At 70.5% G+C, this 26,104-nt stretch carries 20 protein-coding genes and 1 tRNA gene; 10 read left to right on the forward strand and 11 right to left on the reverse strand.

The window, feature by feature from the left end:
- Window positions 1–113: 113 nt before the first annotated feature.
- From OG746_RS20935 to OG746_RS20965, 7 genes are all read left to right on the forward strand, one after another.
- A complete protein-coding gene (locus OG746_RS20935; RefSeq protein WP_266716676.1) occupies window positions 114–1,091 on the forward strand; it encodes an ABC transporter substrate-binding protein in 978 nt (325 codons plus the stop codon).
- Entirely contained in the window at window positions 1,088–1,867 is a 780-nt protein-coding gene (locus OG746_RS20940; protein ID WP_266716678.1) for an ABC transporter permease, read from the forward strand. Before OG746_RS20935 ends, OG746_RS20940 begins: the two co-directional genes overlap by 4 nt.
- The gene (locus OG746_RS20945) at window positions 1,864–2,664 is read left to right on the forward strand and encodes an ABC transporter permease (protein ID WP_266716680.1); all 801 of its coding nucleotides are present in this window, start codon (window positions 1,864–1,866) and stop codon (window positions 2,662–2,664) included. The genes OG746_RS20940 and OG746_RS20945 overlap by 4 nt, the downstream gene beginning before the upstream one ends.
- Entirely contained in the window at window positions 2,657–3,568 is a 912-nt protein-coding gene (locus OG746_RS20950; RefSeq protein WP_266716682.1) for an ABC transporter ATP-binding protein, read from the forward strand. Before OG746_RS20945 ends, OG746_RS20950 begins: the two co-directional genes overlap by 8 nt.
- A 67-nt stretch (window positions 3,569–3,635) precedes the next feature.
- Window positions 3,636–5,390, forward strand: a complete 1,755-nt coding sequence (locus OG746_RS20955) for a sensor histidine kinase (protein WP_266716684.1) — start codon at window positions 3,636–3,638, stop codon at window positions 5,388–5,390.
- Window positions 5,387–6,025 carry a LuxR C-terminal-related transcriptional regulator gene (locus OG746_RS20960; RefSeq protein ID WP_266719108.1) on the forward strand — a complete coding sequence of 213 codons (639 nt, stop codon included), beginning with the start codon at window positions 5,387–5,389 and terminating at the stop codon, window positions 6,023–6,025. Before OG746_RS20955 ends, OG746_RS20960 begins: the two co-directional genes overlap by 4 nt.
- A gap of 322 nt (window positions 6,026–6,347) precedes the next feature.
- Window positions 6,348–7,874 (forward strand): long-chain-fatty-acid--CoA ligase, encoded by a 1,527-nt coding sequence (locus tag OG746_RS20965; RefSeq protein WP_266716685.1) that lies wholly within the window; start codon window positions 6,348–6,350, stop codon window positions 7,872–7,874.
- A 53-nt stretch (window positions 7,875–7,927) separates the two neighbouring features.
- On the opposite strand, the gene OG746_RS20970 is transcribed toward OG746_RS20965, so the two are convergent.
- On the reverse strand, window positions 7,928–8,143 hold the full coding sequence (locus OG746_RS20970; protein WP_266716686.1) for a hypothetical protein: 216 nt from the start codon (window positions 8,141–8,143) through the stop codon (window positions 7,928–7,930).
- Window positions 8,140–8,550, reverse strand: a complete 411-nt coding sequence (locus tag OG746_RS20975; protein ID WP_266716687.1) for a DUF1622 domain-containing protein — start codon at window positions 8,548–8,550, stop codon at window positions 8,140–8,142. Before OG746_RS20975 ends, OG746_RS20970 begins: the two co-directional genes overlap by 4 nt.
- A 167-nt stretch (window positions 8,551–8,717) precedes the next feature.
- On the opposite strand from OG746_RS20975, the gene OG746_RS20980 reads away from it, so the two are divergent.
- On the forward strand, window positions 8,718–9,488 hold the full coding sequence (locus OG746_RS20980) for a sulfite exporter TauE/SafE family protein (protein ID WP_266716689.1): 771 nt from the start codon (window positions 8,718–8,720) through the stop codon (window positions 9,486–9,488).
- 26 nt (window positions 9,489–9,514) lie between these two features.
- Here the strand turns inward: OG746_RS20980 and OG746_RS20985 are convergent, their stop codons facing one another.
- Together OG746_RS20985 and OG746_RS20990 are read right to left on the reverse strand one after the other, a co-directional pair.
- A complete protein-coding gene (locus OG746_RS20985) occupies window positions 9,515–11,605 on the reverse strand; it encodes an MDR family MFS transporter (RefSeq protein ID WP_266716691.1) in 2,091 nt (696 codons plus the stop codon).
- Between the two features lie 280 nt (window positions 11,606–11,885).
- On the reverse strand, window positions 11,886–12,398 hold the full coding sequence (locus OG746_RS20990; protein WP_266716693.1) for a DUF309 domain-containing protein: 513 nt from the start codon (window positions 12,396–12,398) through the stop codon (window positions 11,886–11,888).
- Window positions 12,399–12,525: 127 nt separating this feature from the next.
- On the opposite strand from OG746_RS20990, the gene OG746_RS20995 reads away from it, so the two are divergent.
- Window positions 12,526–12,599 (forward strand) — tRNA-Pro (locus OG746_RS20995).
- A 494-nt stretch (window positions 12,600–13,093) separates the two neighbouring features.
- Here the strand turns inward: OG746_RS20995 and OG746_RS21000 are convergent.
- From OG746_RS21000 to OG746_RS21015, 4 genes are all read right to left on the reverse strand, one after another.
- On the reverse strand, window positions 13,094–14,182 hold the full coding sequence (locus OG746_RS21000) for a family 43 glycosylhydrolase (protein WP_266716695.1): 1,089 nt from the start codon (window positions 14,180–14,182) through the stop codon (window positions 13,094–13,096).
- Window positions 14,179–16,707 (reverse strand): alpha-L-rhamnosidase, encoded by a 2,529-nt coding sequence (locus tag OG746_RS21005; RefSeq protein ID WP_266716697.1) that lies wholly within the window; start codon window positions 16,705–16,707, stop codon window positions 14,179–14,181. The genes OG746_RS21000 and OG746_RS21005 overlap by 4 nt, the downstream gene beginning before the upstream one ends.
- Window positions 16,708–16,753: 46 nt before the next feature.
- Window positions 16,754–18,091, reverse strand: coding sequence for an MFS transporter (locus tag OG746_RS21010; RefSeq protein WP_266716699.1), 1,338 nt, complete (start codon window positions 18,089–18,091; stop codon window positions 16,754–16,756).
- 74 nt (window positions 18,092–18,165) lie between these two features.
- Window positions 18,166–20,622 carry a glycoside hydrolase family 2 protein gene (locus OG746_RS21015; RefSeq protein ID WP_266716701.1) on the reverse strand — a complete coding sequence of 819 codons (2,457 nt, stop codon included), beginning with the start codon at window positions 20,620–20,622 and terminating at the stop codon, window positions 18,166–18,168.
- 152 nt (window positions 20,623–20,774) lie between these two features.
- Here OG746_RS21015 and OG746_RS21020 point away from each other — a divergent pair, with 152 nt between their 5' ends.
- Complete coding sequence (locus OG746_RS21020; protein ID WP_266716703.1) at window positions 20,775–21,734, forward strand: LacI family DNA-binding transcriptional regulator; 960 nt, start codon at window positions 20,775–20,777, stop codon at window positions 21,732–21,734.
- Between the two features lie 18 nt (window positions 21,735–21,752).
- Here the strand turns inward: OG746_RS21020 and OG746_RS21025 are convergent, their stop codons facing one another.
- The 3 genes from OG746_RS21025 to OG746_RS21035 form a co-directional block, all read right to left on the reverse strand.
- Window positions 21,753–22,445, reverse strand: coding sequence for a response regulator (locus OG746_RS21025; RefSeq protein WP_266716705.1), 693 nt, complete (start codon window positions 22,443–22,445; stop codon window positions 21,753–21,755).
- A complete protein-coding gene (locus OG746_RS21030; protein ID WP_266716707.1) occupies window positions 22,442–23,647 on the reverse strand; it encodes a sensor histidine kinase in 1,206 nt (401 codons plus the stop codon). The genes OG746_RS21025 and OG746_RS21030 overlap by 4 nt, the downstream gene beginning before the upstream one ends.
- Before the next feature lie 96 nt (window positions 23,648–23,743).
- Entirely contained in the window at window positions 23,744–25,975 is a 2,232-nt protein-coding gene (locus OG746_RS21035) for an MMPL family transporter (RefSeq protein WP_266716709.1), read from the reverse strand.
- Window positions 25,976–26,104: the final 129 nt, after the last annotated feature.

A 26,104-nucleotide genomic window follows, 5' to 3' on the forward strand; every position in this document is an offset into this window, starting at 1 on the left:
CCCAAAGGTTGCGCTGTGAATCGTGCCAACATCCTTGCCCGCAAGGGGAGTTGACCCCATAGGGTGCGGGCTCTACGTTCCCGCTGAGCACCAGGGCTCCCAGGGGGATAGCCATGCGTTGCACGCGTCGCACACTCACCGCTGTCACCGCCACGATGCTCCTCGCCGCCACCGCGGCCTGCGGTTCCGGCTCCGACAGCCCGAAGTCCGAATCCACCGGAGACGCCGGCACCACGAACCTCAAGATCGGCATCATCCCGATCGTCGACGTCGCGCCCCTGTACCTCGGGCAGAAGAAGGGCTTCTACAAGGAGCAGGGCCTCAGTCTGTCCATGACCATGGCGCAGGGCGGCGCGGCGATCGTGCCGGGCGTGGTCAGCGGCCAGTTCCAGTTCGGCTTCTCGAACTCCACCTCGCTGATGGTCGCCCAGTCCAAGGGCGTCCCCGTCAAGGTCGTCGTCAACGGCGTCGGCTCCACGGGCAAGCAGAACGCGGACTTCGGCGCCGTCGTCGTGAACAAGGACAGCCCGATCAAGTCCGCCAAGGACCTTGAGGGCAAGAAGGTCGCCGTCAATACGCTCAAGAACATCAATGACACCACGGTCCGGGAATCGGTCCGCAAGGACGGCGGCGACCCCTCCAAGGTGAAGTTCGTCGAGCTCGCCTTCGACCAGATGCCCGCCGCGCTCGACAAGGGGCAGATCGACGCCGCCCAGGTCGTGGAGCCGGCCACCGCCACCGTCAAGGCGCAGGGCGGCCGCGTGATCGCCTCCAACTTCGTCGACACGGCACGCAAGTTGACGGTCGCGATGTACTTCTCGTCGAGTCAATACGTGGATCAACACCCCGACGTCGTCAAGAAGTTCAAGGCCGCCACCCAGAAGTCCCTCACCTACGCCAACGGTCACCCCGACGAGGTCCGCGACATCATCAGCACGTACACGAAGATCCCGCAGTCGACCCTCGACAAGGTGACGCTCCCGGCCTGGCCCGCGCAGTGGAACCGCCCCTCGCTCGACACCCTCGCAAAGCTCGGCGAGCAGGACGGCCTGTTCGAGAAGACCCCCGACCTCGACGCGCTGCTGCCGTGATCGCTGCCGTGATCCCCGCGGTGCCCGGGCTTCTCGGACTGCTGGTGTGCGCGGCGCTGTGGGAGGCGGTGCCGCGCCTCGGCCTGGTCGACCCGGACTTCCTACCGCCCTTCACGACGACCCTGAACGCCCTGCGCGGCGAACTCGCCGACGCCGCCTTCTGGACCGCGCTCGGCGACACCCTCACCGGCTGGGCGCTCGGCCTCGCCCTCGCCACCGCGGGCGGCATCCTCGCGGGCCTCGTCATCGCCACGGTCCCGTACCTGCGTGAACTCACCGCGTCCACCGTCGAGTTCCTGCGCCCCATCCCGTCCGTCGCGCTCATCCCGCTCGCGATCCTCCTGTACGGCACGGAGCTCCGCTCGGTCCTGCTGCTCGTCGTCTACGCCGCATTCTGGCAGGTCCTCGTGCAGGTGCTGTACGGGGTGCAGGACGTGGACCCGGTCGCCGACGACACGGCGCGCGCTTTCGGCCTCGGCCCGTGGGCGCGCGTGCGGCACGTCGTGTGGCCGACGGCCCTGCCGTACGTGATGACCGGCGTACGGCTCGCCGCCGCCGTCGCGTTGATCCTCGCCATCACCGTCGAACTCGTCATCGGTGCACCGGGCTTGGGACACCGGATCAATGTTGCGCAGAGTTCACAGGCCGTCCCGGACATGTACGCATTGATCCTTGTCGCCGGCTGCCTGGGCGTATTGATCAACACTGGAGCGCGGTTCGTGGAACGGCGCGCCCTGTCCTGGCACCAGTCCGTACGGGCGGAGGACCCGGCGTGAGCCGCACCCTCCGCGCCCTGCGCGCCGCCGTCCTGGCCGTGGCCCTGCCCTGCGTCCTGGTCGCCGTCTGGTGGTTCGCCTCCGACGCCAGCACCAGCTTCTACGCGCCGCCCCTGCGCACGATCCTCGGCCGCTTCGACGACACCTGGACGGCAGAGCGGCTCCAGGACGACGTGCTGCCCAGCGTGCTGCGCCTGCTCGCCGGATACGCGGTCGCGGGCGTCGTCGGCGTCGCCCTCGGCGTCGTCATCGGCTCCTCGCGCCGTGCCCGCGCCGCGTGCGAGCCCGCCCTGGAGTTCCTCCGAGCGGTCCCACCACCGGTCCTGGTCCCTGTGATCATGCTGTTCGCGGGCATCGGCGACACCATGAAGATCGCCGTGATCGCCTCGGGCTGCGTCTGGCCGGTGCTGCTCAACACGACCGCGGGCGTACGCTCCGTGGACCGGGTCGCCGCCGAGACGGCCCGCTCGTACGGCATCGGGGGAGCGGCCCGGCTGCGGCACCTGGTGCTCCCCGCCGCGAGCCCGCAGATCTTCGCGGGCCTGCGCCAGGCGCTGTCCATCGGCGTCATCCTCATGGTCATCAGCGAGATGTACGCCTCCAGCAGCGGCCTCGGCTTCGCCGTCGTGGAGTTCCAGCGCTCCTTCGCCGTGCCGGAGATGTGGACCGGAATCCTCGTCCTCGGCCTGCTCGGGGTGGTGCTCGCGCTGCTGTTCCGGCTCGTCGAACGGCGGGCGCTCGGCTGGTACCACGGATCGCGCGGGGCGCGGCGGAAGGCGGGAGGCGGCGGTGCTTGAGGTCACGGGACTGCGCAAGCTCTACGAGGGTTCGGGCCGGCAGGTGGAGGCGCTGCGCGACCTGACGTTCCGCCTCGATGCGGGCGAGCTGGTGTGCGTCGTCGGCCCCTCCGGCTGCGGCAAGACGACGCTCCTGAAGTGCGTGGCCGGACTGCTGCGGCCGACCAGCGGCTCGGTGACGCTGGACGGCGCACACGTGACCGGCCCGCGCCCCGGTCTCGCCGTCGTCTTCCAGGAGTACGGGCGCAGCCTCTTCCCATGGATGCGGGTCGCCGAGAACGTCGAACTCCCGCTCAGGCAACGCAAATCGATGCCGAAAGCGGCCCGCCGCGCACGGGTCGTGGAATCCCTCGAAGCGGTCGGCCTCGCGGGCGTCCACCGCGCCTACCCGTGGGAGCTGTCCGGCGGCATGCAGCAACGCGTCGCCATCGCCCGCGCGTTGGCGTACGAGCCGGAGGTGCTCCTGATGGACGAGCCCTTCGCGGCCGTCGACGCGCAGACCCGCGCCGACCTGGAGGACCTGGTGCGCGGGCTGTGGCGGGAGCGCGACATGACGGTCCTGTTCATCACGCACGACATCGACGAGGCGGTGTACCTGGGGGAGCGGGTGCTGGTCCTGAGCGCGTCACCGACCGTGGTCCTGGAGGACGTACCCGTCGAACTCCCCGTAGAGCGCGACCAGTTGACGACGCGGGCCGACGCCCGGTTCACGGCCCTCAGGAGCCGGGTCCTTGAGCTGATCCGCGCGGGCGGCGGGGCGAGTGGCAGCGCAAGTGGCGCGGTGAGCGGCGACGCGGCAGGCGGCGGGACGATCACCGACGGGGAGAGCGGCGAGGAGGGCGTCAGCCGCGGGCCGCAGGACCAGGTGGCCAAGAGCCCCAGTAACCCCAAAAGCCCCCGGTGACCCCAAGTGCGCCCGCACGCCCCGCCCGATTTCCCCGACCCACCCCTGGATGCCTTAACGTGTGGCCGTGGACAGTCAGGGTGAGCGGGCGGTTCGGCTGCGCCTGACCGGGGCCGCGGCCCTCGCCGCAGTATCGGGTGGTGCGGGAGTGTGGGCGTACGCGCGCAGTGGCGCGTCCGCGGGCGATCTCGTACGGGACCTCGCGGTCGGCTGGGCGTTCGTGGTCGCCGGACTCGTCGCCTGGCGGCGCAGGCCCGCCAACCACACCGGGCGCCTGATGGTGTTCGAGGGCATCACCTGGTTCTTCGGCAACCTCCAGGGCACCGCCGTCCCGGCCCTCTTCGCCTTCGGCGCCTGGTGGGAGGCGCTGAACATGGCGATCCTCCTGCACCTCATCCTGTCGTTCCCCGAAGGCCGCCTGACCACGGTCCTCTCGCGCCGCCTGGTGCAGTTCGCGTACGGGCTCGTCGCCGTCGGCGGATTCGTCCGCACACTCCTGTTCGACCCGGCGGCCCAGGCCGGGGCGACGTACCTGGACTGCCGCGACTGCGGCCCGAACCTGCTGCACGTGCCCGCCTGGGACGGCCTCTTCGGCCCGTTCGACGCCGCCTACCACGCGGTGGGCTGGGTGCTCTCGGTCGTCGCCGCCGTCGCGATCGTGCTGCGCTGGCGGAACGCGTCCGCGGCCCGCAGGCGCGCCCTGCTGCCCGCCTGGATCGGCATCGGCGTCGCCACGGTGTTCCTGATGTGGGACATGCTGTTCTACGTAGTGCCGTGGTTCGGCGGAGTCGGTTCGGTGCCCGAACAGGCCGTCTACTTGTTGTCCGACCTCGCCCAGGTCGCCGTCCCCTTCGCCTTCCTTGCGGGACTGCTGCGCATGCGCCTGCAGCGCGCCGAGGTCAGCGGGCTCGTCATCGACATCGGCACCGACTCCGACCCGGCGCGGCTGCGCGAGGCGCTGGTCCGCGTCCTCGGCGACCCGACGCTGCGGCTCGGCCTGTGGGACGAGGAGCGCGGCGGATACGTCGACGGGTCCCGCCGCGAGATCGGCAAGGACGGGCCGGGGCGCACCCCGGTGGCCGCCTCCGACGGCCGCCCGCTCGCCCTGCTCCACCACGACCCGGCCCTCTCCGAGGACCCCGAACTCCTGGAGTCCGTGGCGGCCGCCCTGCGCCTCGCCCTGGAGAACGTCTGGCTGCGCACGCGCGCGAAGGACGTCGCCACCCGCATCGTGCAGGCCGCCGACGCCGAGCGCGGCCGCCTGGAGCGCGATCTGCACGACGGCGCGCAGACCCGCCTCGTCTTCGCCCTGATGTCCGTACGCCGCGTGCAGAAGGGCCTCGAGGACCACCCGGACCCGACGCTGCGCGAGGCCGCCGACGAGGCCGAGGCCGGCGTGCGGCACGCCATCGAGGAACTGCGCGGCATCGCCCACGGCATACACCCCGCCGTCCTCACCCGCGAAGGGCTCGCCGCCGCCCTGAGCGAGCTCGCCGAGCAGGCCGCACTCCCGGTCGTCGTAGCGGCCGAGCCCCGCCGCTACGACCCGCTCGTCGAGTCCACCGCGTACTTCACCGTCTGCGAAGCCCTCACCAACGCGGCCAAGCACGCGGGGGCCAGGGCCGTCAGCGTCTCGGCTCGACACCACGAAGGACGCCTCGTCGTGGAGACCGTGGACGATGGTGTCGGCGGCGTCGACCTCGCGCGCGGCACCGGCCTGCGCGGCCTCGCCGACCGGCTCGCCGCCGTCGACGGCGTACTGCACATCCACAGCCCCGCCGGGGGCGGAACCATCATCAGGGCGGAGCTTCCGTGCGCGTGATCGTCGCCGAGGACTCGGCTCTCCTTCGGCTGGGGATCGTACGGCTGCTGACCGACGAGGGCGTCGACGTGGTCGCCGAGTGCGCGGACACCGCGCCGCTGCTCGCCCTGGTCGCCGAACACACCCCGGACGCCGTGCTGCTCGACATCCGTATGCCGCCCACCCATACCGACGAGGGCCTGGTCGCGGCGGCGGCCGTGCGCGCGGCACACCCCGACACCGGTGTGCTGCTGCTGTCCCAGTACGTGGAGACGACCGCGAGCGTCCGGGCGCTCGCCCGGCGGCCGGAGGGCTTCGGCTACCTCCTCAAGGAGCGCGTCGCCGACGCCGAGGAGCTGAGCGGGGCGCTGAAGCGGGTGGCCGCGGGGGAGACCGTCGTCGATCCGCTGGTGGTGGCCCGCCTCATGGACGCGCCGCGTCCCGCGGGGCCGCTCGACGAACTCACCGGCCGCGAGCGCGATGTGCTCGCGCTGATGGCCGAGGGGCGCTCCAACGAAGCCATAGCGAACAAGCTGGTCATCGGCGGCAAGACGGTCGAGACCCATGTCCGCAACGTCTTCGCCAAGCTGGGCCTGGAGTCGGACCCGGCTGAGCACCGGCGCGTGATGGCCGTGCTGCGCTTTCTGCGCGGCTGATTCCATGCATCCTCCGTAAGGAGGGAAGAGGTTCCGGCTACCCGCTCCGTCGGACGACGCGCCACCCCCGTAGCCCCCGTGCTCCCCCGTACGTCGTCCGCGGAGCGGTGCCGGACCTCAACCATAGGCGGGCCGACCTGTCAGGACATCAGGGCCAGCCCTGAGATCCGGAAGTGACCCAGGGCACATACCGCCCGGTCGGGTTCGAGGCGTAGAGTCCCCCCAGGAGGACAAAACTAGCGGCGCTAATTTACCGCTACGGAACCCTCCCGACCTGGTCCACCGCCGAACCAGCAGTCAGTACGGAACGGAGCGCTACCCGATGGCCACCCTCTCGCTCGCCGCGATCCTCGCCGACAACGCCCGCCGGTACCCCGACAAGACAGCCCTCGTCGCGGGCGAGCTGCGCAGCACCTTCGCCGAGCTGTGGCTCCAGGTCCGCAAGCAGGCCGCCGCCCTCGCCGAGCTCGGCGTCCGCCCCGGCGACAAGATCGCCCTCATGGCGCCCAACACCGCCGAGTTCCCGCGCGCCTACTACGCGGCCATCGCGGCCGGCGCCACCGTCGTCCCCGTCCACCTGCTCCTGTCGGCGCACGAGGTCGAGCACGTCCTCAAGGACAGCGACTCGACGCTCCTGCTGTGCCACCCGGCGCAGGCCAAGACGGGCGAGGCCGCCGCGGACGCCGTCGGCATCCGCACCGTCGCCCTCGGCGCCGACGGCGAGCTGGAGAAGCTCACGCAGGACGCCGAGCCCCTCGCCACGTACGCCACCCGCGACGCCGACGACGCGGCCGTCATCTTCTACACGAGCGGCACCACCGGCGTCCCCAAGGGCGCCGTGCTCAGCCACCTCAACCTCGTCATGAACGCGACCGTCGAGGCCTTCGACTGCAACGAGCACAGCCCCGACGACATCGTCCTCGGCGCCCTGCCCCTCTTCCACGCCTTCGGCCAGACCGCTTCCATGCACGCTGTGTGGCGCGCCGGCAAGACGCTCGTCCTGATGCCGCGCTTCGACGCCGCCAAGGCCGTCGAGCTGATGGTCCGCGAGCACGTCACCGTCTTCCAGGGCGTGCCCACCATGTACGTGCACCTGCTCACGGCGGCCGCGCAGGCGCTCGAGCAGGGGGCCGAACTGCCGCGCCTGCGCGTCGCCGTCTCCGGCGGCGCCTCGCTGCCCGTCGCGATCCTCGAACGCTTCCAGGAGCTCTTCGGCGCCCCCGTCCACGAGGGCTACGGGCTGAGCGAGACCTCGCCCGTCGCCTCCGTCAACCAGCCCTGGTACGGCGCGAAGGCGGGCACCATCGGCCACTCCATCTGGGGCGTCGACGTCGAGGTCGCCCGCGCCGAACTCGACGACCGCATCGAGCTGCTGCCCACCGGCGAACTCGGCGAGATCGTCGTCCGCGGCCACTGCGTCTTCTCCGGCTACCTCGGCCGGCCCGAAGAGACCGAGAAGGCCCTCGTCGACGGCTGGTTCCGCACCGGTGACCTCGGCACCAAGGACGAGGAGGGCTACCTGCGGATCGTCGACCGCAAGAAGGACGTCATCATCCGCGGCGGCTACAACGTCTACCCGCGCGAGGTCGAGGAGGTGCTGATGCGCCACCCCGCCATCGACCACGTCGCCGTCATCGGCCTGCCCGACGACGTGCACGGCGAGGAGGTCTGCGCTGTCGCCGTCCTCAAGCCCGACACCACGCTCGACGCCGCTGAACTCACCACGTGGTCCAAGGAGCACCTGGGCAAGCACAAGTACCCGCGCCGCGTGGAGTTCACCGACCAGCTGCCGCTCGGCCCGAGCATGAAGGTCCTCAAGCGCGAGCTGCGGGAGACGTACGCGGGTTGAGGACGGGGGGCCCGACCCGACCGGAACCGTGGGCAGCCGTGGCCGGCGGCTGGTCAGAGGATTCTGCGCAGCACGATCGCCACTGCCGTCAGGGTGATGGTGTCCCATGACGGCCGGTCGGCCAGCCGGATGAGGGCGGCGGCGGTCAGGAAGTCGAGCAGCACGACCAGCGCCTGACGCACCGTGTGCGTCAGGCGCCAGGCCGCTGCCGCGGCGAAGAGACCGAACGCGCAGACCAGCACGGCTGCCCGCGGCAGCCACTCGCTCATGTCGGCCGTTCCTCGGCGCCGGGCGCAGGCGCCGAGCGGCTCTGTTCGATCTCGGCCCGCTCCTGGGCGATCTCGCGCCCGAGGAAGTAGTTCAGCGCCGTACGGATGGCGGCGATGGCTGCCAGCTGGCCGATCTCGGCGAAACTCGGTGCGACCGCTGTGCGCAGCACGTCACCTGCGAGCTGGAACTCCAGGCCCAGGACGAGGAACCGGCCCAGGCCGAGCCTGATCCGGCTGAACTCCGCCTCCTTGCCGCGCCTGCGCACACCTGCCCGGACGAACTGTGCGAAGGCCCATGCGGCGCCGATGAAGATGATCAGCGCGCCCGCGGTCTCGACCAGCCTGACCAGCAGGCCGATCAGATCGTGCAGCGTCGACTCGGGCAGCACTTCTGCCAGCGGGGTCATGGAGGGAGACTCGTCCCCAATTGGCCAGGACACAAGGCCGAGTTCGCGCCGTCCGGAGGGCCGGACGCGGTGCATGCGGGCCTACGGGGCCGGTGGAACGTAACCCGTATCACCATGCGGCGCCCCTGACGCCGGGCAGGTAGTTGCGTCTAGCATCTGTCCTCGCCATGCACGACATATTCGGGATAACCCCCTGGGAGTTCTCCGCCTTGGCCGCCGCGGCCATGGTGGTGGGTTTCTCCAAGACGGCCGTCAGCGGCGCCAATACGGTCAGCCTCGCGGTCTTCGCCGCGATCCTGCCCGCGCGCGCCTCCACCGGGGTACTGCTCCCCATCCTGATCTGCGGCGACATCCTCGCCGTGCTCACCTACCGGCGGCACGCCCACTGGCCCACCCTGTGGCGCCTGTTCCCCGCCGTCGGCGCGGGCGTGGTCCTCGGCACGGTCTTCCTCGGCTTCGCGGGGGACGGGGCCGTACGGATGTCGATCGGCGCGATCCTGCTCGTCATGGCGGGAGTGACCCTCTGGCGCCGCAAACAGGCGGCCGCCGCCGCTGCCGACACCGAGGCGACGCAGACCCGCTCCGCCCGCGTCAAGGCGGGCTCGTACGGGGTGCTCGGCGGCTTCACCACCATGGTGGCCAACGCGGGCGGCCCCGTGATGTCCATGTACCTGCTGTCGGCGGGCTTCAAGAAGCTCGGCTTCCTCGGCACCTCCGCGTGGTTCTTCCTCATCGTGAACTCCGCCAAGGTGCCGTTCAGCGTGGGCCTCGGCCTCATCGACGGCCGCTCGCTGCTCCTGGACGCCGCGCTCTGCCTCTTCGTCGTGCCGGGCGCCATCATCGGCAGGGCGTGCGTGAACCGGATCAACCAGCGACTCTTCGAGCAACTGGTCATCGCGGCGACGGTGTTGGGCGGCCTCCAGCTTCTGCTGAACTGAAGGCCGCTGCCGACCCCGTACCGGTCCTACATGGGGACCAGGGCCCGCTCCGAACCCGCCTGGCTCGTCAGCCCCTGCGCCATGTCCTCGGCGAGCAACCGCTTCGCGATCGAGTCGACCGCCATCCGCAGCTCCGCGTCCGCAGGGCGGCCGACATCGGCCTCGACCTTCTGGCTCAGCCAGTCGCCCCAGGCGCTGTTGATGACCTCCGACTCCCGGTGCCCCGCCTCGGTGTGCGAGAAGTACGAGCCCGTACGCGTCAGATAGCCCTCGTCGACCATCCGTTGGAACACCGGTACCAGCACCTCCGGCGGCACCCTGCGGCGCGCCGCGATCATCCCGAGGCTCGCGTGCCCGACCATCCGCGTGAAGAAGTCCACCTGCATCACGGCCCAGGCGCCCGCGATGTCGAGCCGGGTCTCGGACTTCTCCAGGATCTGCCGCGCGGTGTTGAGGTTCGTCTCCTTCACCAGGTTCGCCACGGCCCGCTCCAGCACGTGCGAGGAATCGCCCGACGACGGCTGTGCGAAGCCCTCGCCCATGTCCGAGGAACCCGCGCGCGCGGTGTCGCGCAACTGCACCTGCTTGAGGAACAGCGCCACCAGGAACCCGATGAGCGCCACCGGCACCGTGCACAGGAACACCGTGTGCAGCGAATCCGCGTACCCGTTGACGATCGGCTCGCGCGCCGCTTCCGGCAGGCCGTGCAGCCCCTGCGGACTCTGCGCGGCCTTCGCGAGGGCTTCCGGCGAGATCCCGGTGCCCGCCCGCGCCGCGTCCGCCACCCCCTGCTTCAGATTCGGCTCCAGGCTGTTGGCGTAGATGGTGCCGAATACGGCGGTGCCGAACGAGCTGCCCAGCGTACGGAAGAACGTGACACCGGAGGTCGCGGTACCCAACTCCGCATACTCGACGGTGTTCTGGACGGCGATGGTCAACACCTGCATGCACAGACCGATACCGAGTCCCAGCACGAACATGTACACGGACTCGAGCCACGCACTGGTCGAACTGTCCATCAGGGAAAGCAAATACAGCCCGAGCGCCATCACAAGGGCGCCCACGATCGGAAAGATCCGATACTTTCCGGTCTTGCTGACAACATTGCCGGAGAAGATTGACGCGATCAACAGGCCGATCACCATGGGCAAGGTGCGTACACCCGAGATGGTGGCCGAGTCCCCGTCCACGTACTGCAGATACGTCGGCAGGAACGTCATCGCGCCGAGCATCGCGAAGCCAACGATGAAGCTGAGGATCGAGCAGACCGTGAACACCGGGTTGCGGAACAGATGCATCGGCAGCATCGGTTGCTTGGCCCGCGTCTCCACCCAGCAGAACAGCCCGAGCGCGACGATGCCGCCGACGAAGAGCCCGATGATGACGCCGGAACCCCACGCGTACTCGTTGCCGCCCCAACTGGTCGCAAGAATCAGGGCGCTCGCCCCGACCGCGACGAGCGCGATGCCGAGATAGTCGATGATCGGCTTCGCCGCCGACTTCACCACGGGGATCGTCCGAGCGGCGGCGATGACCACGATGATCGCGATCGGTACGTTGACGTAGAACGCCCAACGCCACGTCAGGTGGTCCGTGAACAGCCCGCCGAGCAGCGGCCCGATGACGGTCGAGACACCGAAGACGGCGCCGATCGCGCCCTGGTACTTGCCGCGTTCGCGCAGCGGGATGACATCCGCGATGAGCGCCATCGCCGTCACCATCAGGCCGCCGGCGCCGATGCCCTGCAGCGCTCGCCAGGCGATGAGCAGCGACATGTTCGTGGACAGGCCGCACAGGAACGAGCCGGTGATGAAGATGATCGCCGAGAGCTGGAAGACGATCTTGCGCCCGAACATGTCGCCGAACTTGCCGACGAGGACGGTGGCGACGGTCTCCGCGAGCAGATAGGCCGTCACGACCCACGACATGTGCGCCGCGCCGCCGAGATCCGACACGATCGTCGGCAGGGCCGTGCCGACGATCGTCTGGTCCAGGGCGGCGAGGAGCATGCCGAGCATGATCGTCCCGAAGACGACATTGCGACGGCGCTTGTCGAGGACCGGAGGCGCGGCCTCTGCGGCCGGGGGCGGGGCTGCGGCTTCTTCGGTGGTCGTCACCCTCGCAGCGTCACATCGGGGCCAGGGCGGCGCATGTGGGTGGGGGCCGGACCGGTGACGTGCGCTTGCCGCGTCGGGTGGGGGTGTGCGGGCCGGGCGCCCCGGGTCGGACGGGGGACGTCCGCGCCGGGGCGCCGCGCGACGGACGGGGGCACGCGCGCCCAGCGCTCTGTGTCGTACAGGGACCTGCGCGCCCAGCACCCGGCGCCCGTGTCGGACGGAGGAGGTGCGTGCCCGGCGCCCGTGTCGGACGAAGGAGGTGCGTGCCCGGCGCCCCGCGTCAGGTCAGGCGCGGGGCGACGGCGGCGGCATCCACGGCTTCGGCACTCCGCTCCACCTCACCGGCCAGCTCCTGCGCCCACCGCACCAGCCCCGCCGTGTCGAGCCCGGCCGGGGCGTCGCCCTGCCCCGCGCCCTGCCCCTCGCCCTGCCACTCCACGAGCCCGTCCGCTCCGCGCCGTAGCAGCCGGGCGCCTCCGGTTGCGTTGCCGCGCGCCGCGTGCGTCAGCCCGACGGCGGTCTGCGCGAGGGCCCGCCACAGCCCGCGCTCACTCTCGGGCCCCGACTTCCACGCGTCCTCGAACACCTCGTGCGCATGGAAGGGCCGCCCGGCATCGAGCAGCGCCTGCGCCTCCGCGACGCTCTGCGCGGCGGTCCGCACGACCCCTTCGGGCTGCCGGTCGACGCCGGCCGCACCATGGGGGAGTGGCCGCCCGAGCCCATCACGGGGCCGGGCATTACGAGCCCGCCCCTCTTCGTCCCGATCCCGGTCACCCTCGCGTGAAGTGCTCATACGCCGATTCTCGCTCAGCCGCCCACGCCCCGCGGATCCGGTTTCAAACCACCCCTGAGCTTGGGGTATTGTTCTTCTTGTCGCCGCCGGAAGGGCCGGATAACACCGGGCCGGAGGCAGTGGACATCGGGACGTGGCGCAGCTTGGTAGCGCACTTGACTGGGGGTCAAGGGGTCGCAGGTTCAAATCCTGTCGTCCCGACAGTTCGAACGATCGAACGTCGCAGATGAGGGGCCGTTTTCGAACGGCCCCTTTCTCGTGTCACGCCTGATTCGGCTCCCACCAGCGGGCCCGATGGTGTCCCCGTCGTGGACGTGGATTCACAGTGCGGTGCAGGTCACATTGTCTCGTCGTGGCTATGGGGGCAGACGGATGGCCCTATAACTGCAATTCGGTGATGGGGCCGGTGAGTTGACGACCCCATGACCGGTGGAGTGCGTCCCCCACGCTGTGCGGCCACTCATGGCCGGTCTGATGCTGGCTTATCGCTGAGGGGGTATCGCCCTGGGGATCCAGTAGGGAGTGATCTGGTCAGGTTGCCGCTGTGACTAGAGCGGCGGCCTCTCACATGTCGCAGTCTGGACCGTAGCAAGGTTCGGGCGTTTGCCAGCGGGCATCGGAAGGTGCTGCGACTGTACGGGGCGGGGGAAGGCTGCGCTGTTGGGGGCTGTACCGGTACCGAGGCGTCGGCGAGGTCAGCGGAAGTCGTCCGGGTGCCAGGCGTCCGTCCACTCGAGGTAGGGACGGTCGCCGTCGAAGCGGACCGGCAGCCACACGTAGTCGGCGGTCGCGGTGTTCTCCTCGTGCTGGGCGATCACGGCCTCCAGCCCGGGGTTGGGCGCGCGTCGCGGGGGTGTGTCCCCGGACTGCATCGTGGCCATCGTGTCGAAGGCGCTCGGCATGCCCGCTGGCAGCTGCGGGATCCACCGGTCGGCCATCGCGATGTAGAGGTCCTCCTTGCCGGGGTGCCGGAACACGCAGCTGATCTGGGAGCGGAAAGAGGTGTGGGAGCCCTCTCCGCGGTGGGTCTCGCCGAGGACCGTCCAAGGGCCGTGGAAGTCGTCGGCGATCGCGGCCTCGGTGGGGTTGGGGAAGTAGCCGGTCGTTCCGGACGTCAACAGGTTGTGCTTTCCGCGACGTTGGAAGTGGGCGGGTGCCTCGCGGGTGAACGGCGGGCCGGGGTGCGGGAAGTGGGAGGAGTGCTTGCCGGTGACATCCGTGTAGTCGTCGGTGAGTTCGGCGCAGATCAGCTCGGTGTGGACCTTCTCGAAGTAGTAGTAGGCCTGGTTGGTCACCGGGTCGACGGAGAGGTCGAAGTCGCCCGCGCTCATCCCGAGCGGTTCGAGGCCGCTGCGGACGATCTCGTACGGTCCGAAGAGGTCGTCGGCCACGAGCACCGTGGAGCGTTGAGGGTCGTGCGGGCCGGACCCCATGACCTTGAGCCAGCACACGTACTTCCCGGTGGCCGGGTTGAAGAGGATGTGCGGGCGGTCCGTCTTCTGCGCCGGGTGCAGCGGCGAGTCCGGATCGTCGGTGTCCGGCGGGATGATGAGACCGCGGTCGGTCCAGTGCACGAGGTCGGGGGAGGAGTACGCGCGCACGCCCCAGTGCCAGACGCCGCTGCCCGGCGTCGTGTGCTCCTTGTTCTCGCCGTACCAGACGAACGTGCCGTCGGGCGCGATGCTCATCGAGCCGCCGTGCGCCTGGATGCGGTGGCCGTTCGTGTCGAGCCAGGGTCGGCCCGGACGGATGGGCGTGCGGCCGTGTGTGGATGGGGAGTTCATGTGCGGACTCCAGGTGAGGTCGTGGGGTACGGGTTGGGCGTCGGTTCGAGGAGCAGCGCCTCCTGCAAAGCGGTGCGCAGCGTGTCCTTCGGGCCCGGGTAGTGCTCCACCAGTGCTGTCAGGGGCGCGGCGTCGAGGTGGGTGCCTGCGGCGTCGATGGGCATGTCCGGGTAGGCCGCGGCGAGGACTTCGCGCACTCGTGCCCAGGTGTCTGTGTCCTCCATGACGGCTTTGACGGGGGAGTCCAGCGTGAGCCGGACGGCTTCGCCGTAGCCTTCGGGCGCCGGGTAGCGCCAGGTGTGTCGGCCGCCGCCGATCTCCTCAGTGCGTCCCTCGGGGTGCAGGGGCAGTTCGACGACGGCTGTCGCCTCGTCGGGCACGGCGACGTTGAGGTGCACCTCCCCGTCCAGGACCCGCCAGTCGACCGACACGCGCCCGAGCGGAGTGTCGTGCGCGGCGCTCGCGAACGTCAGGCGGCCGCCCGGCTTCGGCGCGATCCGCAGCGTGCGCCACCCCGGCGACGTGCGCCGCAGGCCGCCGACGACGCGATGCAGCCAGTCGGCCACGGCGCCCAGCGCGTAGTGGTTGAGCGAGGTCATGCCGGTCGCGTTGACGCGGCCGTCGGGCAGCACCGAGTCCCACCGCTCCCACACGGTGGTGGCGCCCTGGGTGACCGGGTAGAGGAACGAGGGGCAGCGTATCTGAAGCAGCAGCTTGTACGCGGTGTCCAGGTGGCCGGTGGCGGACAGTGCGTCGGTGATCAGCGGGGTGCCGGCGAACCCGGTCGCGATGGTGTGTCCGGCCTCCTCGACGAGGGCGGCGAGGCGGGCCCCGGCCTTCGCCCGCTGTTTCTCGTCGAGCAGCCCGAAGGTGATCGCGAGGGCGTAGGCGGTCTGCGACTCGCACGCCAGGCGGCCCGCCGGTGTCACGTACTCCGTGCGGAAGGCCGCCAGTACCCGTTCGGCGAGCGCGGCCCAGCGGGCGGCGTCGACGTCCTCGCCCAGAACCCGTGCGGTGTCCGCCAGTTGACGAGCCGTACGGCACAGGTAGGCCTGCGCGACGAGGTACCTGTCGGTCCCGCCGCCGGCCGGGTTGTCGGCCGGGGCGTCCGGGGCGAGCCAGTCGCCGAACTGGAAACCCTCGCTCCACAGGCCGTGCTCGTCGAGCCGGCCGGCGATCTCGTCGACCAGCGCCGTCATCGAGGGGTAGGCGCGCCGCAGGATCCCGGCGTCGCCATACTCCTGGTACAGCGTCCAGGGCAGGTTCACCGCCACGTCGCTCCACAGGGCCGCGGCCGAGGACGGGTGTGGCAGCGCGTCGGGCACGGTCCATGGCACGGTGCCGGTGGCGGACTGCTCGGCCGCGAGGTCGTCCAGCCAGGACCGGAGGACTCCACGCACGTCGTACAGGAAGACGGCCGTGGGTGCGAAGGCGTTGAGGTCGCCGGTCCAGCCGAGCCGTTCGTCGCGCTGCGGGCAGTCCGTCGGAACCCCGACGAAGTTGCCGCGCATCGACCACACGGTGTTGGTGTGCAGCCGGGTGACCAGGTCGTTCGAACATGAGAACCAGCCGGTACGTGCCATGTCGCTGTGCACGACGACCGCGGACAGGTCATTCGGCAACAACTCGCCCGGCCAGTCAGTCACTTCGACGTACCGGAACCCGTGGAACGTGAACTGCGGCTCCCACGTCTCGGGAGCCTCGGCAGTCGACCCGCGCAGTGTGTAGCGGTCGGTCGCGGCCGCCTTGCGCAGTGTCTCCGTCTCCAACTCGCCGTCTGGGGTCGTGTGTTCGGCGTGCCTCAGGGTGACGGTCCGGCCTGCCTCGCCGGACACCGTGAGTCGCACCCACCCGGTCAGCACCTGGCCGAAGTCGACGATGAACCGGCCGTCGTCGCGGCGGTTGATCTCGACCGGCGCCAGCTCTTCGATGCGCCGGATCGGTGGGGCCGCCTCGGCAACCAGCGTTCCCAGGTCCCAGTCGAAGGGCTGCGCGGGGGTCCATGCCGTGTCGTCGAAGCCGGGCTCGCACCAGCCCACCGGTTCAAGACGGGCGTCGTAACTCTCGCCGTGGTAAATGCCGTTGGCCCGCACCGCCCCCTCGCCGACGCGGAACTCCTCGTCCGTGCCGATGGCCTCGGTGCGGTCGGCGTACTCCAGCTCAAGCCGCGCGTACAGTGCGGGCCGGTCGGCGTATCTGCCCCGCTTCAGCTCCCACGACAGTGGCCCGACGGCCCACCCCTCGCCGACGATCGCGCCGAGAGTGTTGCGGCCTTCGGCGAGCAGGCCGGTGACATCGTGGCGGCGCAGGTCCAGGCGGTGTGTGTACGAGGTCCAGCCAGGGCTCAGGACCTCGTCGCCGACCCGGGCGCCGTTGACGTACGTCTCGACGATCCCGAGGCCGGTGACGTACAGCGTGGCGCGCCGCAGTCCGGGGGTGATGTCGAGATCGCGACGGAAGTAGGGGGCGGGGTCGCTTTCGGCCGCGGCGCGGGAGCCGCTGATGAAGGCGGGCACGGTGGTCATGTCTCGCAACTCCGAGCTGTCGTAAGGGTGTTCACCGGAGAGGGGCTCAGCGGATCGACCGCACCCGTGTGATGACGACGACGCCGGCGGCCAGCGTGAAGGCCGCGGCGACGAGGTAGAGCAGGGTGTAGTTCTCCCCGCCTCGTACGACGCCGACGGTGAGGAGAGTGGGCGCGGCGATGGGGGCGACGGCCTGGGCGATGGAGGTGGCGAACTGGTTGATGGCGATGAACCGGCCTGCGTCGGTGCTGCGTTCGGGGACGATGTCGAGCAGGATCGCCTGGTCGACGGCCGAGAACAGGCCCATCCCGAGCGACGCGATGAATGCCCCGGTCAGCAGCAGGGGCAGTGCGTCGACGAACGCCATGAGGCTCGCGCCGCCGGCGAAGATGGTCCCGCCGAGCAGAACGAAGGGTTTGCGGCGCCCGACCTTGTCGGAGACGTAGCCACTGGAGATGGCGCCGATGCTGACCGCGACCAGGGTGAGGCCGCCGGTGACCGCGACGATCTGGCTGATCTCGGCGACCTTCTTCCCGAGCCGGTCGGCGAAGAACAGGGCGGTGAAGGTCGTGTTGAACGTGAGGCCCATGTAGAAGAGGAAGCGGGCGAGCCAGTTCCAGGCGAAGTCGGGGTAGCGGCGCGGATCGAAGACGAACGTCGAGGCCAGGCTCTTGAGATCGAGCTTGGGAGGCGGCTGGAGGTCGTTGGTGGAGTCCTCGTGGACCAGTAGGACGAACGCCAGCGCCAGCAGCAGGCCGATCGCGGCCGGAACCACGAAGAGCAGGAACGTGTTCCCGGAGAGCGCGCCTCCGAGGATGGAGCCGCCGACCGGTGCGGCCATGGAAATGAAGCCGCTGATGCCGGAGACCTTGCCCCGCTGGGATTCCGGCAGTCGGTCGGCCAGCACCGTCATGACCAGGTTCATGACCAGGGTCCACCCGAGTGCGGCGATCACCCATCCGACGCCGAGCAGGAACACGCTCTGCGCGCCGGAGAGCACGAGCGATCCGAGCAGGCCGACGACCGCTCCGATCGCGATCCACGGTCGGCGGCGCCCGAACCGGGAGCGCGTGCGGTCGCTCGCGGTGCCGAGCAACGGGCCGGCGATCACGGAGACGGCCGAGGCGGTGCCGACGACGTAACCGAGCACTCCCGTGTTGTCCGGCGCGAGGTGCTCGACCCGGATCGCGAGGGAGATCGCCATCGGTGTGACGAGGCCGAGGAACGCTCCGAAGTGGGCGAGCAGCAGGAACCAGATGAAGCGCCGCCCTACGGGAGGGAGTTCTTCCTGAGGGGGCTCGTGCATCGCGTCGTGCGTCGCGTCGGGAGGTCCGGCCGGTGTGGCGGAGGCCATGGCTGCGGCAAGGGGCTCGTCGTTGGTCACGGTGACTCCGTTGTCGGCGTGCGGGGCGGCGGGGTGATGCGGTGCGGGGTGTGCGGGCGTTGGCGGCACAGGTGTCAGCGGGCGTGCAGGCGGACGACGGCGGTCTCGCAGCCGTCCGCCCTCGCGGTCACCGTGATCTCGCCCGGTCCAGTGGGCCGGACGACGGCCAGTGCCCGGCCGTCGAATGTCCGGTGCCGGGCGTCGGTGAAGCTCTCCTCGGTCACGGGTGCGGCGCTGCCGAGGGCCGCCAGAACGGCGGGCCCCGCGACATCGACGTGGACGGACCGGTCGAGGGTGGGGTGCAGGACACCGGCGCCGTCGGTGAGTTCGAGCGACACGTACGCCAAGTCGTGCATGTCCGACGTCAGTTCGGTGCGATCCGTCGTGGCGGTGAGCACGAGTGCGTCGGTGGCCGCTGAGGTGAGGGACGTCCGTCCGGTCTCGACCCCGCCGGAGTACGCGACGCCCGTCAACGTGCCTGGAGCGTAACGGAGTTCCAGATCGGCGCGGAACGCCTTGGTCTCACCGACCTTTGCGCGCGCGACCCGGTTGCCGTCGAGCAGCAGCTCGACCTCCTCGGCGTCGCTGTAGACCTCGACGCGCACGGGCCTGCCCTCGAAGCCGGGCCAGCTCCAGCTCGACACGGTGTCGCTCCACGACCAGGGCGTCGCCACGGCGACCTCCGCGTCGTGGCGCTCGGGCCGCTGTACGCCGATGTACGGGGCCGAACGCAGGCCGAACACGGTCTCGCGGTAGTACGAGACGGTGCGGCGGTGCCCGGTGATGTCCAGGTCGCCGCACCAAGCGGTCAGGCCCGGGTACGGGGTCGAGAACCCGCTCGCCCCTTCACCCGCCTCTCCCGCGTATTTGATGACACCGATCCCGGTCTCGCCGAGGTAGTCGATGCCGGTCCAGGTGAAGTCACCGATGACGTGCGGGAGTTGGTCGACGAGCGCCCAGGTGTGGTCGATGTCAGCGGGCCAGGTCTCGGTCCCGACGATGACGCGGTGACGGAACTGCTCGCGGTCCGGAACGTACCGCGCGTCGCCGTAGTTCATCCCGGCGACGTCGAGGACCGCGAACGCCTCCTCCGTGCGTTCACCGACCATCGACGACGCCTGGATCCCGGCCATCATCTCGCCGAACCCGGTCATCATCTGATTGACCCCGCCGGACTCCTGTGCGGCCTCGCGCCGCCCCGCCATCCCGTCCAGCACGGCATCGAGGACGGAGACGAAGCCGTTGATCCCGTTGGTCACCAGGCGCGTCGGGTCGAGCGCGCGGACCTTCTCGGCCAGGCGGCGGCTCCAGACCGCGCCCGCGGGGGAACCGGTCTCGGGGATCTCGTTGCCGATGGAGTACATGATGACGCTCGGGTGGAGACGGTCCTTGGCGACCATCGCCTCGACGTCGCGCTCCCACCACTGCGGGAAGTCGGCGGAGTAGTCGAAGTCCGACTTTCCTTGCGTCCACATGTCGAACGTCTCGTCGATGACGTACAGGCCGAGGCGGTCGCACGCGTCGAGGAGTGCGCTGGAGGCCGGGTGGTGCGAGCTGCGGACCGCGTTGAACCCGGCGGCCTTGAGGAGTTCGGCCTTGCGTTCCTCCGCGCGGCCGATCGCGGCGACACCCAGCGGGCCGTTGTCCGCGTGGAGGCAGGCACCGCGCAGTTTCACCGTCTCGCCGTTGATCCGCAGACCGTGGGCAGGGTCGACCTGGAGATTGCGGACGCCGACGGGGGTGTCCCGTACGTCGAGGAGCTCGTCGCCGTCGCGCAGTTCGACGCGGGCCGTGTACAGGTACGGCGTCTCGGCGCTCCACCTTTGCGGGCTCTCAACACGCAGCCGGAAGCGGGCTGTTGCGGACTCACCGGGCAGCAGCGTGACCGGCGCGCCGTCGGCGTCGACCTCGGCACCCGCGGCATCGCGCAGCACGACATGGGCGCGTGCCGTCGTGGTCGTCGGACCGTCGTTGTCGACCACGACGGCGACCTCGACCGTCGCCTCGTCCGCAGTGGCGACCGGCGTCGTGACACACACGCCGTCGAGCGCGATGTGCACGGGCTCGGTGACGACCAGGTGCACGTCGCGGTGGATGCCGGCGCCCGCGTACCAGCGCGAGTCCAGGTGCGTACGGCAGGCCACCCGGATCTCGCTCTCGCCGCCGAAGCGCAGGAACGGGTCGAGCCGGACGTGGAACCGCGAGTATCCGTAGGGGTGTTGGCCGGCGAGGGCGCCGTCGACCGTCACCACCGCGTCCCGGTGGACGCCGTCGAACTCGAGGTGGACGCGCCGTCCGCGCAGCTCCTCGGGCACGGTCAGCGTGCGCCGGTACTCGAACGCGCCGCCGGGGAAGTAGCCGTTCGCCTCGCCGCCGGGGGCGTCCGCCCGGCGCTCCGTCCCGATGAGGGCGTCGTGCGGGAGCGTCACATCCGTCCAGGAGTCGCCGGAGGTGCCGCCCAGTTCCTGGAAGGCCGTGACCTTCCGGCGGTAGCTCCAGCCGTCGTTGAGGACCGTGCGTGTGCTCACCATCGAAAACTCCGTGGGTCTCGTGCTGAGAGGGAGGGGGAGGAGGTAACGCGCGTCACCGAGAGAAGCACGGGCTGGTAACGCGCGTCAACAGTTGGTTACGCGCGATACTGTGCGTGGGCGAAACAGCCGTGGAAGCAAGGGAAGAGGGGCGAATGGCCGTAAGGAGCGAAGACGTCGCACGGCGCGCGGGGGTCTCGCGCGCGACGGTGAGCCAGATCCTCAACGGCCGGGACGCGCGGTTCTCGGACCGGACGCGGGAGAAGGTGCGCGACGCGGCGCGCGAACTCGGCTACGAACCGTCCGTGGCGGGGCGGGCGCTGGCCCGCGGCTCCAGTGACGTCGTCATCGCGCTCATCCCGAACACGACCTTCGGCGGCAACCTCCAGGACGTCTTCGAGCGGCTCACCGACGTACTCGCCGCGCAAGGCCTCACCCTCGTACTGCGCCTGTCGGTCCCCTCGACGGAGTCCCTCGGCCGGCTCGTCGCCGGCATGAAACCGGCGGCCGTGTTCTCGCTGACCCCGCTCGGCGAACCCGAGCGCACGCTCCTTGCCGAGCGGGACGTCCCCGTGATCGACCCCGTGACCGTGCCGGGCGCGGACCACGATCACGCCATCGGCGCCCTGCAGGCGCGCGCCCTGATCGAGCACGGACACACGCGCCTGGCCTTCGCACACCTACGGGACGTGCGGCAGGACCCGTTCGGTGACGGGCGCGAGCGGGGTGTCAGGGATGTGTGCCGCGAGAAGGGCCTGGCCGAGCCCGTCGTCGTACGGCTTGGTATCGACCTGGACGACGCGGCTGCCGCTCTCGACGCCCTCGGCCCTTCCGGGGTCGCGGTCGCCTGCTACAACGACGACGTCGCGATGACGCTGCTGGCCGCCGCGCGCCGCCGCGGCCTTCGGGTGCCCGAGGACCTGGCGCTGATCGGCATGGACCACACCCCGCTGTCCGCGGTGTCCGACCCCCCGCTCACCACGATCACGATGGACCTGGCCGTTGCCGCCGACGCGGCGACCACCTCGCTGCTCACCCGGCTCGGCCGACCGGTCGACGGTGTGCCTGATGTGTCGCCGCCGCGGCCCACAGTGGTTGCTGGGGGCACCGTCTAGGGTTCGCCGACGTCCGTGTCACCGCGGCCCCTGACTGCCCGGTTCCGTAGAGGAGTTGACCAGTCCGCTCTGGTAGGCGATGACGACGAGTTGAGCACGGTCGCGGGCGTCGAGTTTGGTCATGGCGCGCTGAATGTGGCTGCGTACGGTCAGCGGGCTGAGGACCAGGTGGTCGGCGATCTCGGTGTTGGATTTGCCGTGTGCGGCCAGTGCGACGACCTCCCGCTCGCGGGGGGTGAGGGCGGTCAGGCGCTCGGGCGGTGCGAGTGGTCGGTGCTCCGGTGTTGCCAGGAACCGGTTGATGAGTGAGCGGGTGGCCGTCGGGGAGAGCAGGGCATCGCCGGCGGCCACGGTGCGAATGCCGACGAGCAGCACGTCCGGGGTGACGTCCTTTCCGAGGAAGCCGCTGGCACCGGCGCGCAGGGCCTTGGCCACGTTCTCGTCGTTCTCGAAGGTGGTGAGGATCAGGACGCGGGTGGCGGACAGCTCTGGGCGGGTGCAGATGTCCGTGGTGGCGGCCAGTCCGTCGGTTCCCGGCATACGGATGTCCATGAGGACGACGTCGGGCCGGTGTTCGAGGCTGAGGGCGATGGCCTCCTGGCCGTTGCCGGCCTCCGCGACAACCGTGAGGTCGGGCTCCGACTCGATGAGGATGCGGAAGGTGGCCAGGAGCAGGGCCTGGTCGTCGGCGAGCAGGACGCGAATGGTCATGTGGTGCTTTCGCTTTCGTTCTCGCGTGCGTCGAGGTCGTGCAGTGGGAGGGAGCAGGTGACTTCGAACCCGCCCTCAGGCCTGGGTGCGGCATGGAAGGTCCCTCCGATGGCGAGGGCGCGCTCGCGCATGCCGAGCAGCCCGAATCCGCGCTGCGCGACGGGACCGGCCGTCGGGCGGGCGGCGGAGGTGTCGTTGGTGACGGTGAGCGTCAGGTGGCGAGGTGTGTAGACCAGCCGGAGGCGGGCGGTAGGGGTGGCCGCGTGCTTGGTGACATTGGTGAGCGCCTCCTGGATGATCCGGTAGGCCGTGAGGTCGAGACCGGAATGCAGCCGCTGAGGTTCCCCCTGAACGGTGACATCGACGTCGAGCCCGGCCGCCGAACAGCTCGCGAGGAGGTCGGGCAGCTGGTCGAGACCCGGTGCGGGGGCGACCTCGTCGGGGTCGGTGTCCTGGCGCAACAGCCCTACCGTGGCCTTGAGTTCACGCAGGGCCGCGGCGGTCGTCTCGGGCAGCCGCGCGATGATCTCGAGCGCCTGGCCGGGGTTGGTCGGGGCGATGTGGGCGGCGGTGCCCGCCTGGGCGTTGGCCAGTGCGAGGTGGTGGGCGACGACATCGTGGAGCTCGCGGGCGATGCGCATCCGCTCCTCGATGACGCGGCGGCGCGCGTCCTCCTCCCGTTCCTGGGCGGCGTGCTCGGCCCGGGCGACGGCGTACTGCCGCCGGACCCGTACGTAGCTGCCGAGGGCCGCGACCATCAGGACCCAGGCCGCCGGATTGAGGCTGGTCAGGATCAGCTGGTGGCTGAAGGTGGTGAGAAACAGCCCCGTGACGGCCATGGCCGCGGCCGCGGCCAGTGCGCTGTTCCACGCGGTCCTGCGCGGGACGCGCACGCTCGCGGAGTACTGCGCAACCAGGAGCGGGCCCATGAGCAGAGGAGTCAGCAGGTAGCCGAGGGCACCTTCGGCGATGGCGCACACCGCTGTCACCGCGAGGGTGGGCAGCGGGTGGCCGCGTCGCCACAGCAGTGCCGCGCAAGCGAGGACGGACAGGGCCACACCGGGCCACAGGACGGTCTGGCCGTCCGTGACCGAGCGGGTGACCAGGACCCCCGTGAGGGTGGCGAGGAGCAGCAGCGACAGCAGGCCGGACTCCACCGCTCGCGGGTGGCGCGCCGCGCGGCGCTGGAGGCTCGTGCTCATCGCGTACTCCGAGGTAGGGCAGACGTGGACAGCCTGACAGAGGTGTGCCGCGAGGCTGCTGTACGCGGCGTCGCGGCACACGGGTCATGGGCCGGCTCAGGTGCGCACGACTTCCTGCGGGCGGTGCGCGCCGGCTTCCGGACCGGCGTCGGGCACGGACCGCGCGGTGAGCGTGGCGCCTTCGACGTCGACATGCGGAAGCAGCTTGTCGAGCCGGCGGGGCAGCCACCACGCCTTGTCGCCCAGCAGGGCGAGTACGGCCGGTACGAGTGCCATGCGGACCACGAAGGCGTCGAAGAGCACGGCGACCGCGAGGCCGAACCCGATCGTCTTGATCATTGATTCGCCCGATCCGACGAAGCCGGAGAACACCGCGATCATGATCGCGGCGGCGGCCACCACCACCCGGGCACTGTGCCTGAATCCGGTCACCACTGCCTGGGCGGGGCGCTCTCCGTGGACGTACGCCTCGCGCATCCGGGCGACGAGGAAGACCTCGTAGTCCATGGCCAGGCCGAAGACGATGCCCACCAGGAAGATCGGCATCAGGCTCATGATCGGGCCGGTCTGCTCGACGCCCAGGAGCTGAGCACCCCATCCCCACTGGAAGACGGCCACCACGGCGCCGAGCGAGGCCAGCACCGACAGCAGGAATCCGAGGGCCGCCTTCAGTGGCACGAGCAGGGAGCGGAAGACCACCAGGAGTAGCACCAGGGACAGCAGGACGATGACCGCGAGGTAGGGAACCAGCGCGTCCTGGAGGGCCCGGGCGATGTCGATGTTCATGGCGGTGCTGCCGGTGACCTCGAAGGTCGCGCCGGTCCGCGCCTCCAGATCCGGGCGCTCGGCGCGGATCGTCTGCACGATGTCCTTGGTGGCTTCGTCGTTCGGTCCCGTTGCCGGGGTGGCCGAGAAGAGCGCGGCGTCGCCTGCTTCGTTGAACTGTGCGGGTGAGACGGAGACGACGCCGTCCGTCCGCTCGATCACTCCGGTGATGGTCTTCGCTGCCTGCGCGGGGTCGTCGGCACCCTTGGTGTCCACCACGACCGTCAGCGGGCCGTTGAACCCCGCGCCGAAGCCGTCCGCGAGCGCGTCGTAGGCACGCCGCTCCGTGGTGGAAGTGGGCTTGGCCTCGTCTCCCGGCATGCCCATCTCCAGCTGGGTGGCGGGCAGGGCCAGCGCCCCCAGACCCACGACTCCCACCAGCAGGACCGTCAGCGGGCGACGCAGCACGAAGCGGGCCCACCGGGTGCCGCCGTTGGCCCGGCCGGCGACTCCCTGGTGTGCGGCGGCGGAGCCCCCCTTGCGCATCTTCCGGGGGAGTACGGCGTTCGGCCACATGCCGAGCAGGGCGGGCACCAAGGTCAGCGCGATCAGGACGGCCGCGACGACCGCTCCCGCGGCGCACAAGCCCATCTTCGTCAGCATCGGCACGCCGATCACGGAGAGCCCCGCCAGGGCGATGACGACCGTGAGTCCGGCGAAGACCACGGCGGAACCGGCGGTCCCGACCGCGAGCCCCGTCGCCTCGCGCGGTTCGTGGCCGTTGGCCCGTTCCTCCCGGTAGCGGGAGACGACGAACAGGGCATAGTCGATCCCGACCGCGAGTCCCAGCATGGAGGCGAGCGTGCCGGTGGTCATGTCGAGTCCGAAGGTGCTGCCGAGGGCGAGGATCGCGCACATGCTGATCCCGACACCGATGACGGCGGTGAGTAGCGGCAGTCCTGCTGCCGCGAGCGATCCGAAGGTGATCAGCAGGACGACGGCGGCCAGGACGATGCCGATGGACTCGGCGGAGCCGCCCGCCGCCGGCTGACTCGCCAGGGCGGTACCGCCCACCTCGACCGTGAGACCGGCGTCGCGTGCCTCGTCGACGGCGCCTTCCAGGGCATTCTTGTCGGCGTCGGTCAGATCGGCGGCCTTGACCTTGTAGGTGACCGTGGCGTACGCCGTGGAGGCGTCCTTGCTCACCGCGCCCGCCTTGAACGGGCCCACGGCGCCGGCCACTTGGGGGCCGTCGGCCGCTTCGGACACCAGGGTGTCGATGGCGGCCCGGTTGTCGGCCGCGGTGACCTTCTCCCCGTGCGGGGCCTTGAAGACGATGCGGGCGTCGGCGCCGTTGGCATCCGAGCCCGGGAAACGTTCGCCGATCAGGTCGAACGCCTTCTGCGCCTCGATGCCCGGCATGAACGACGTATTGCTGTCATCGGCGGCCGGAGCCTTGGCGGCGCCGGCGCCGACAGCGCCGAGGATCAGCGCCCACAGCAGGGCGACAAGCCAGCGCCGCCGAAAGGCGGTGCGGCCCAGTCGGTAAAGGAGGGTAGCCACAGGGATTGTCTTTCCAGGGTCACGGTCGCGGACAGTCACCAAGGCTGCCCGCGACGGCCCTGTCGGCGCGTCGTGCGGCTGGGGTCTCTTCTGCCTGGTGAGACCGCACGAGTGAGGGCACCGCCGTAC

Origin of the sequence: Streptomyces sp. NBC_01016, assembly GCF_026341035.1 — a bacterium.
In the GTDB taxonomy this organism is placed as follows: Bacteria; Actinomycetota; Actinomycetes; order Streptomycetales; family Streptomycetaceae; genus Streptomyces.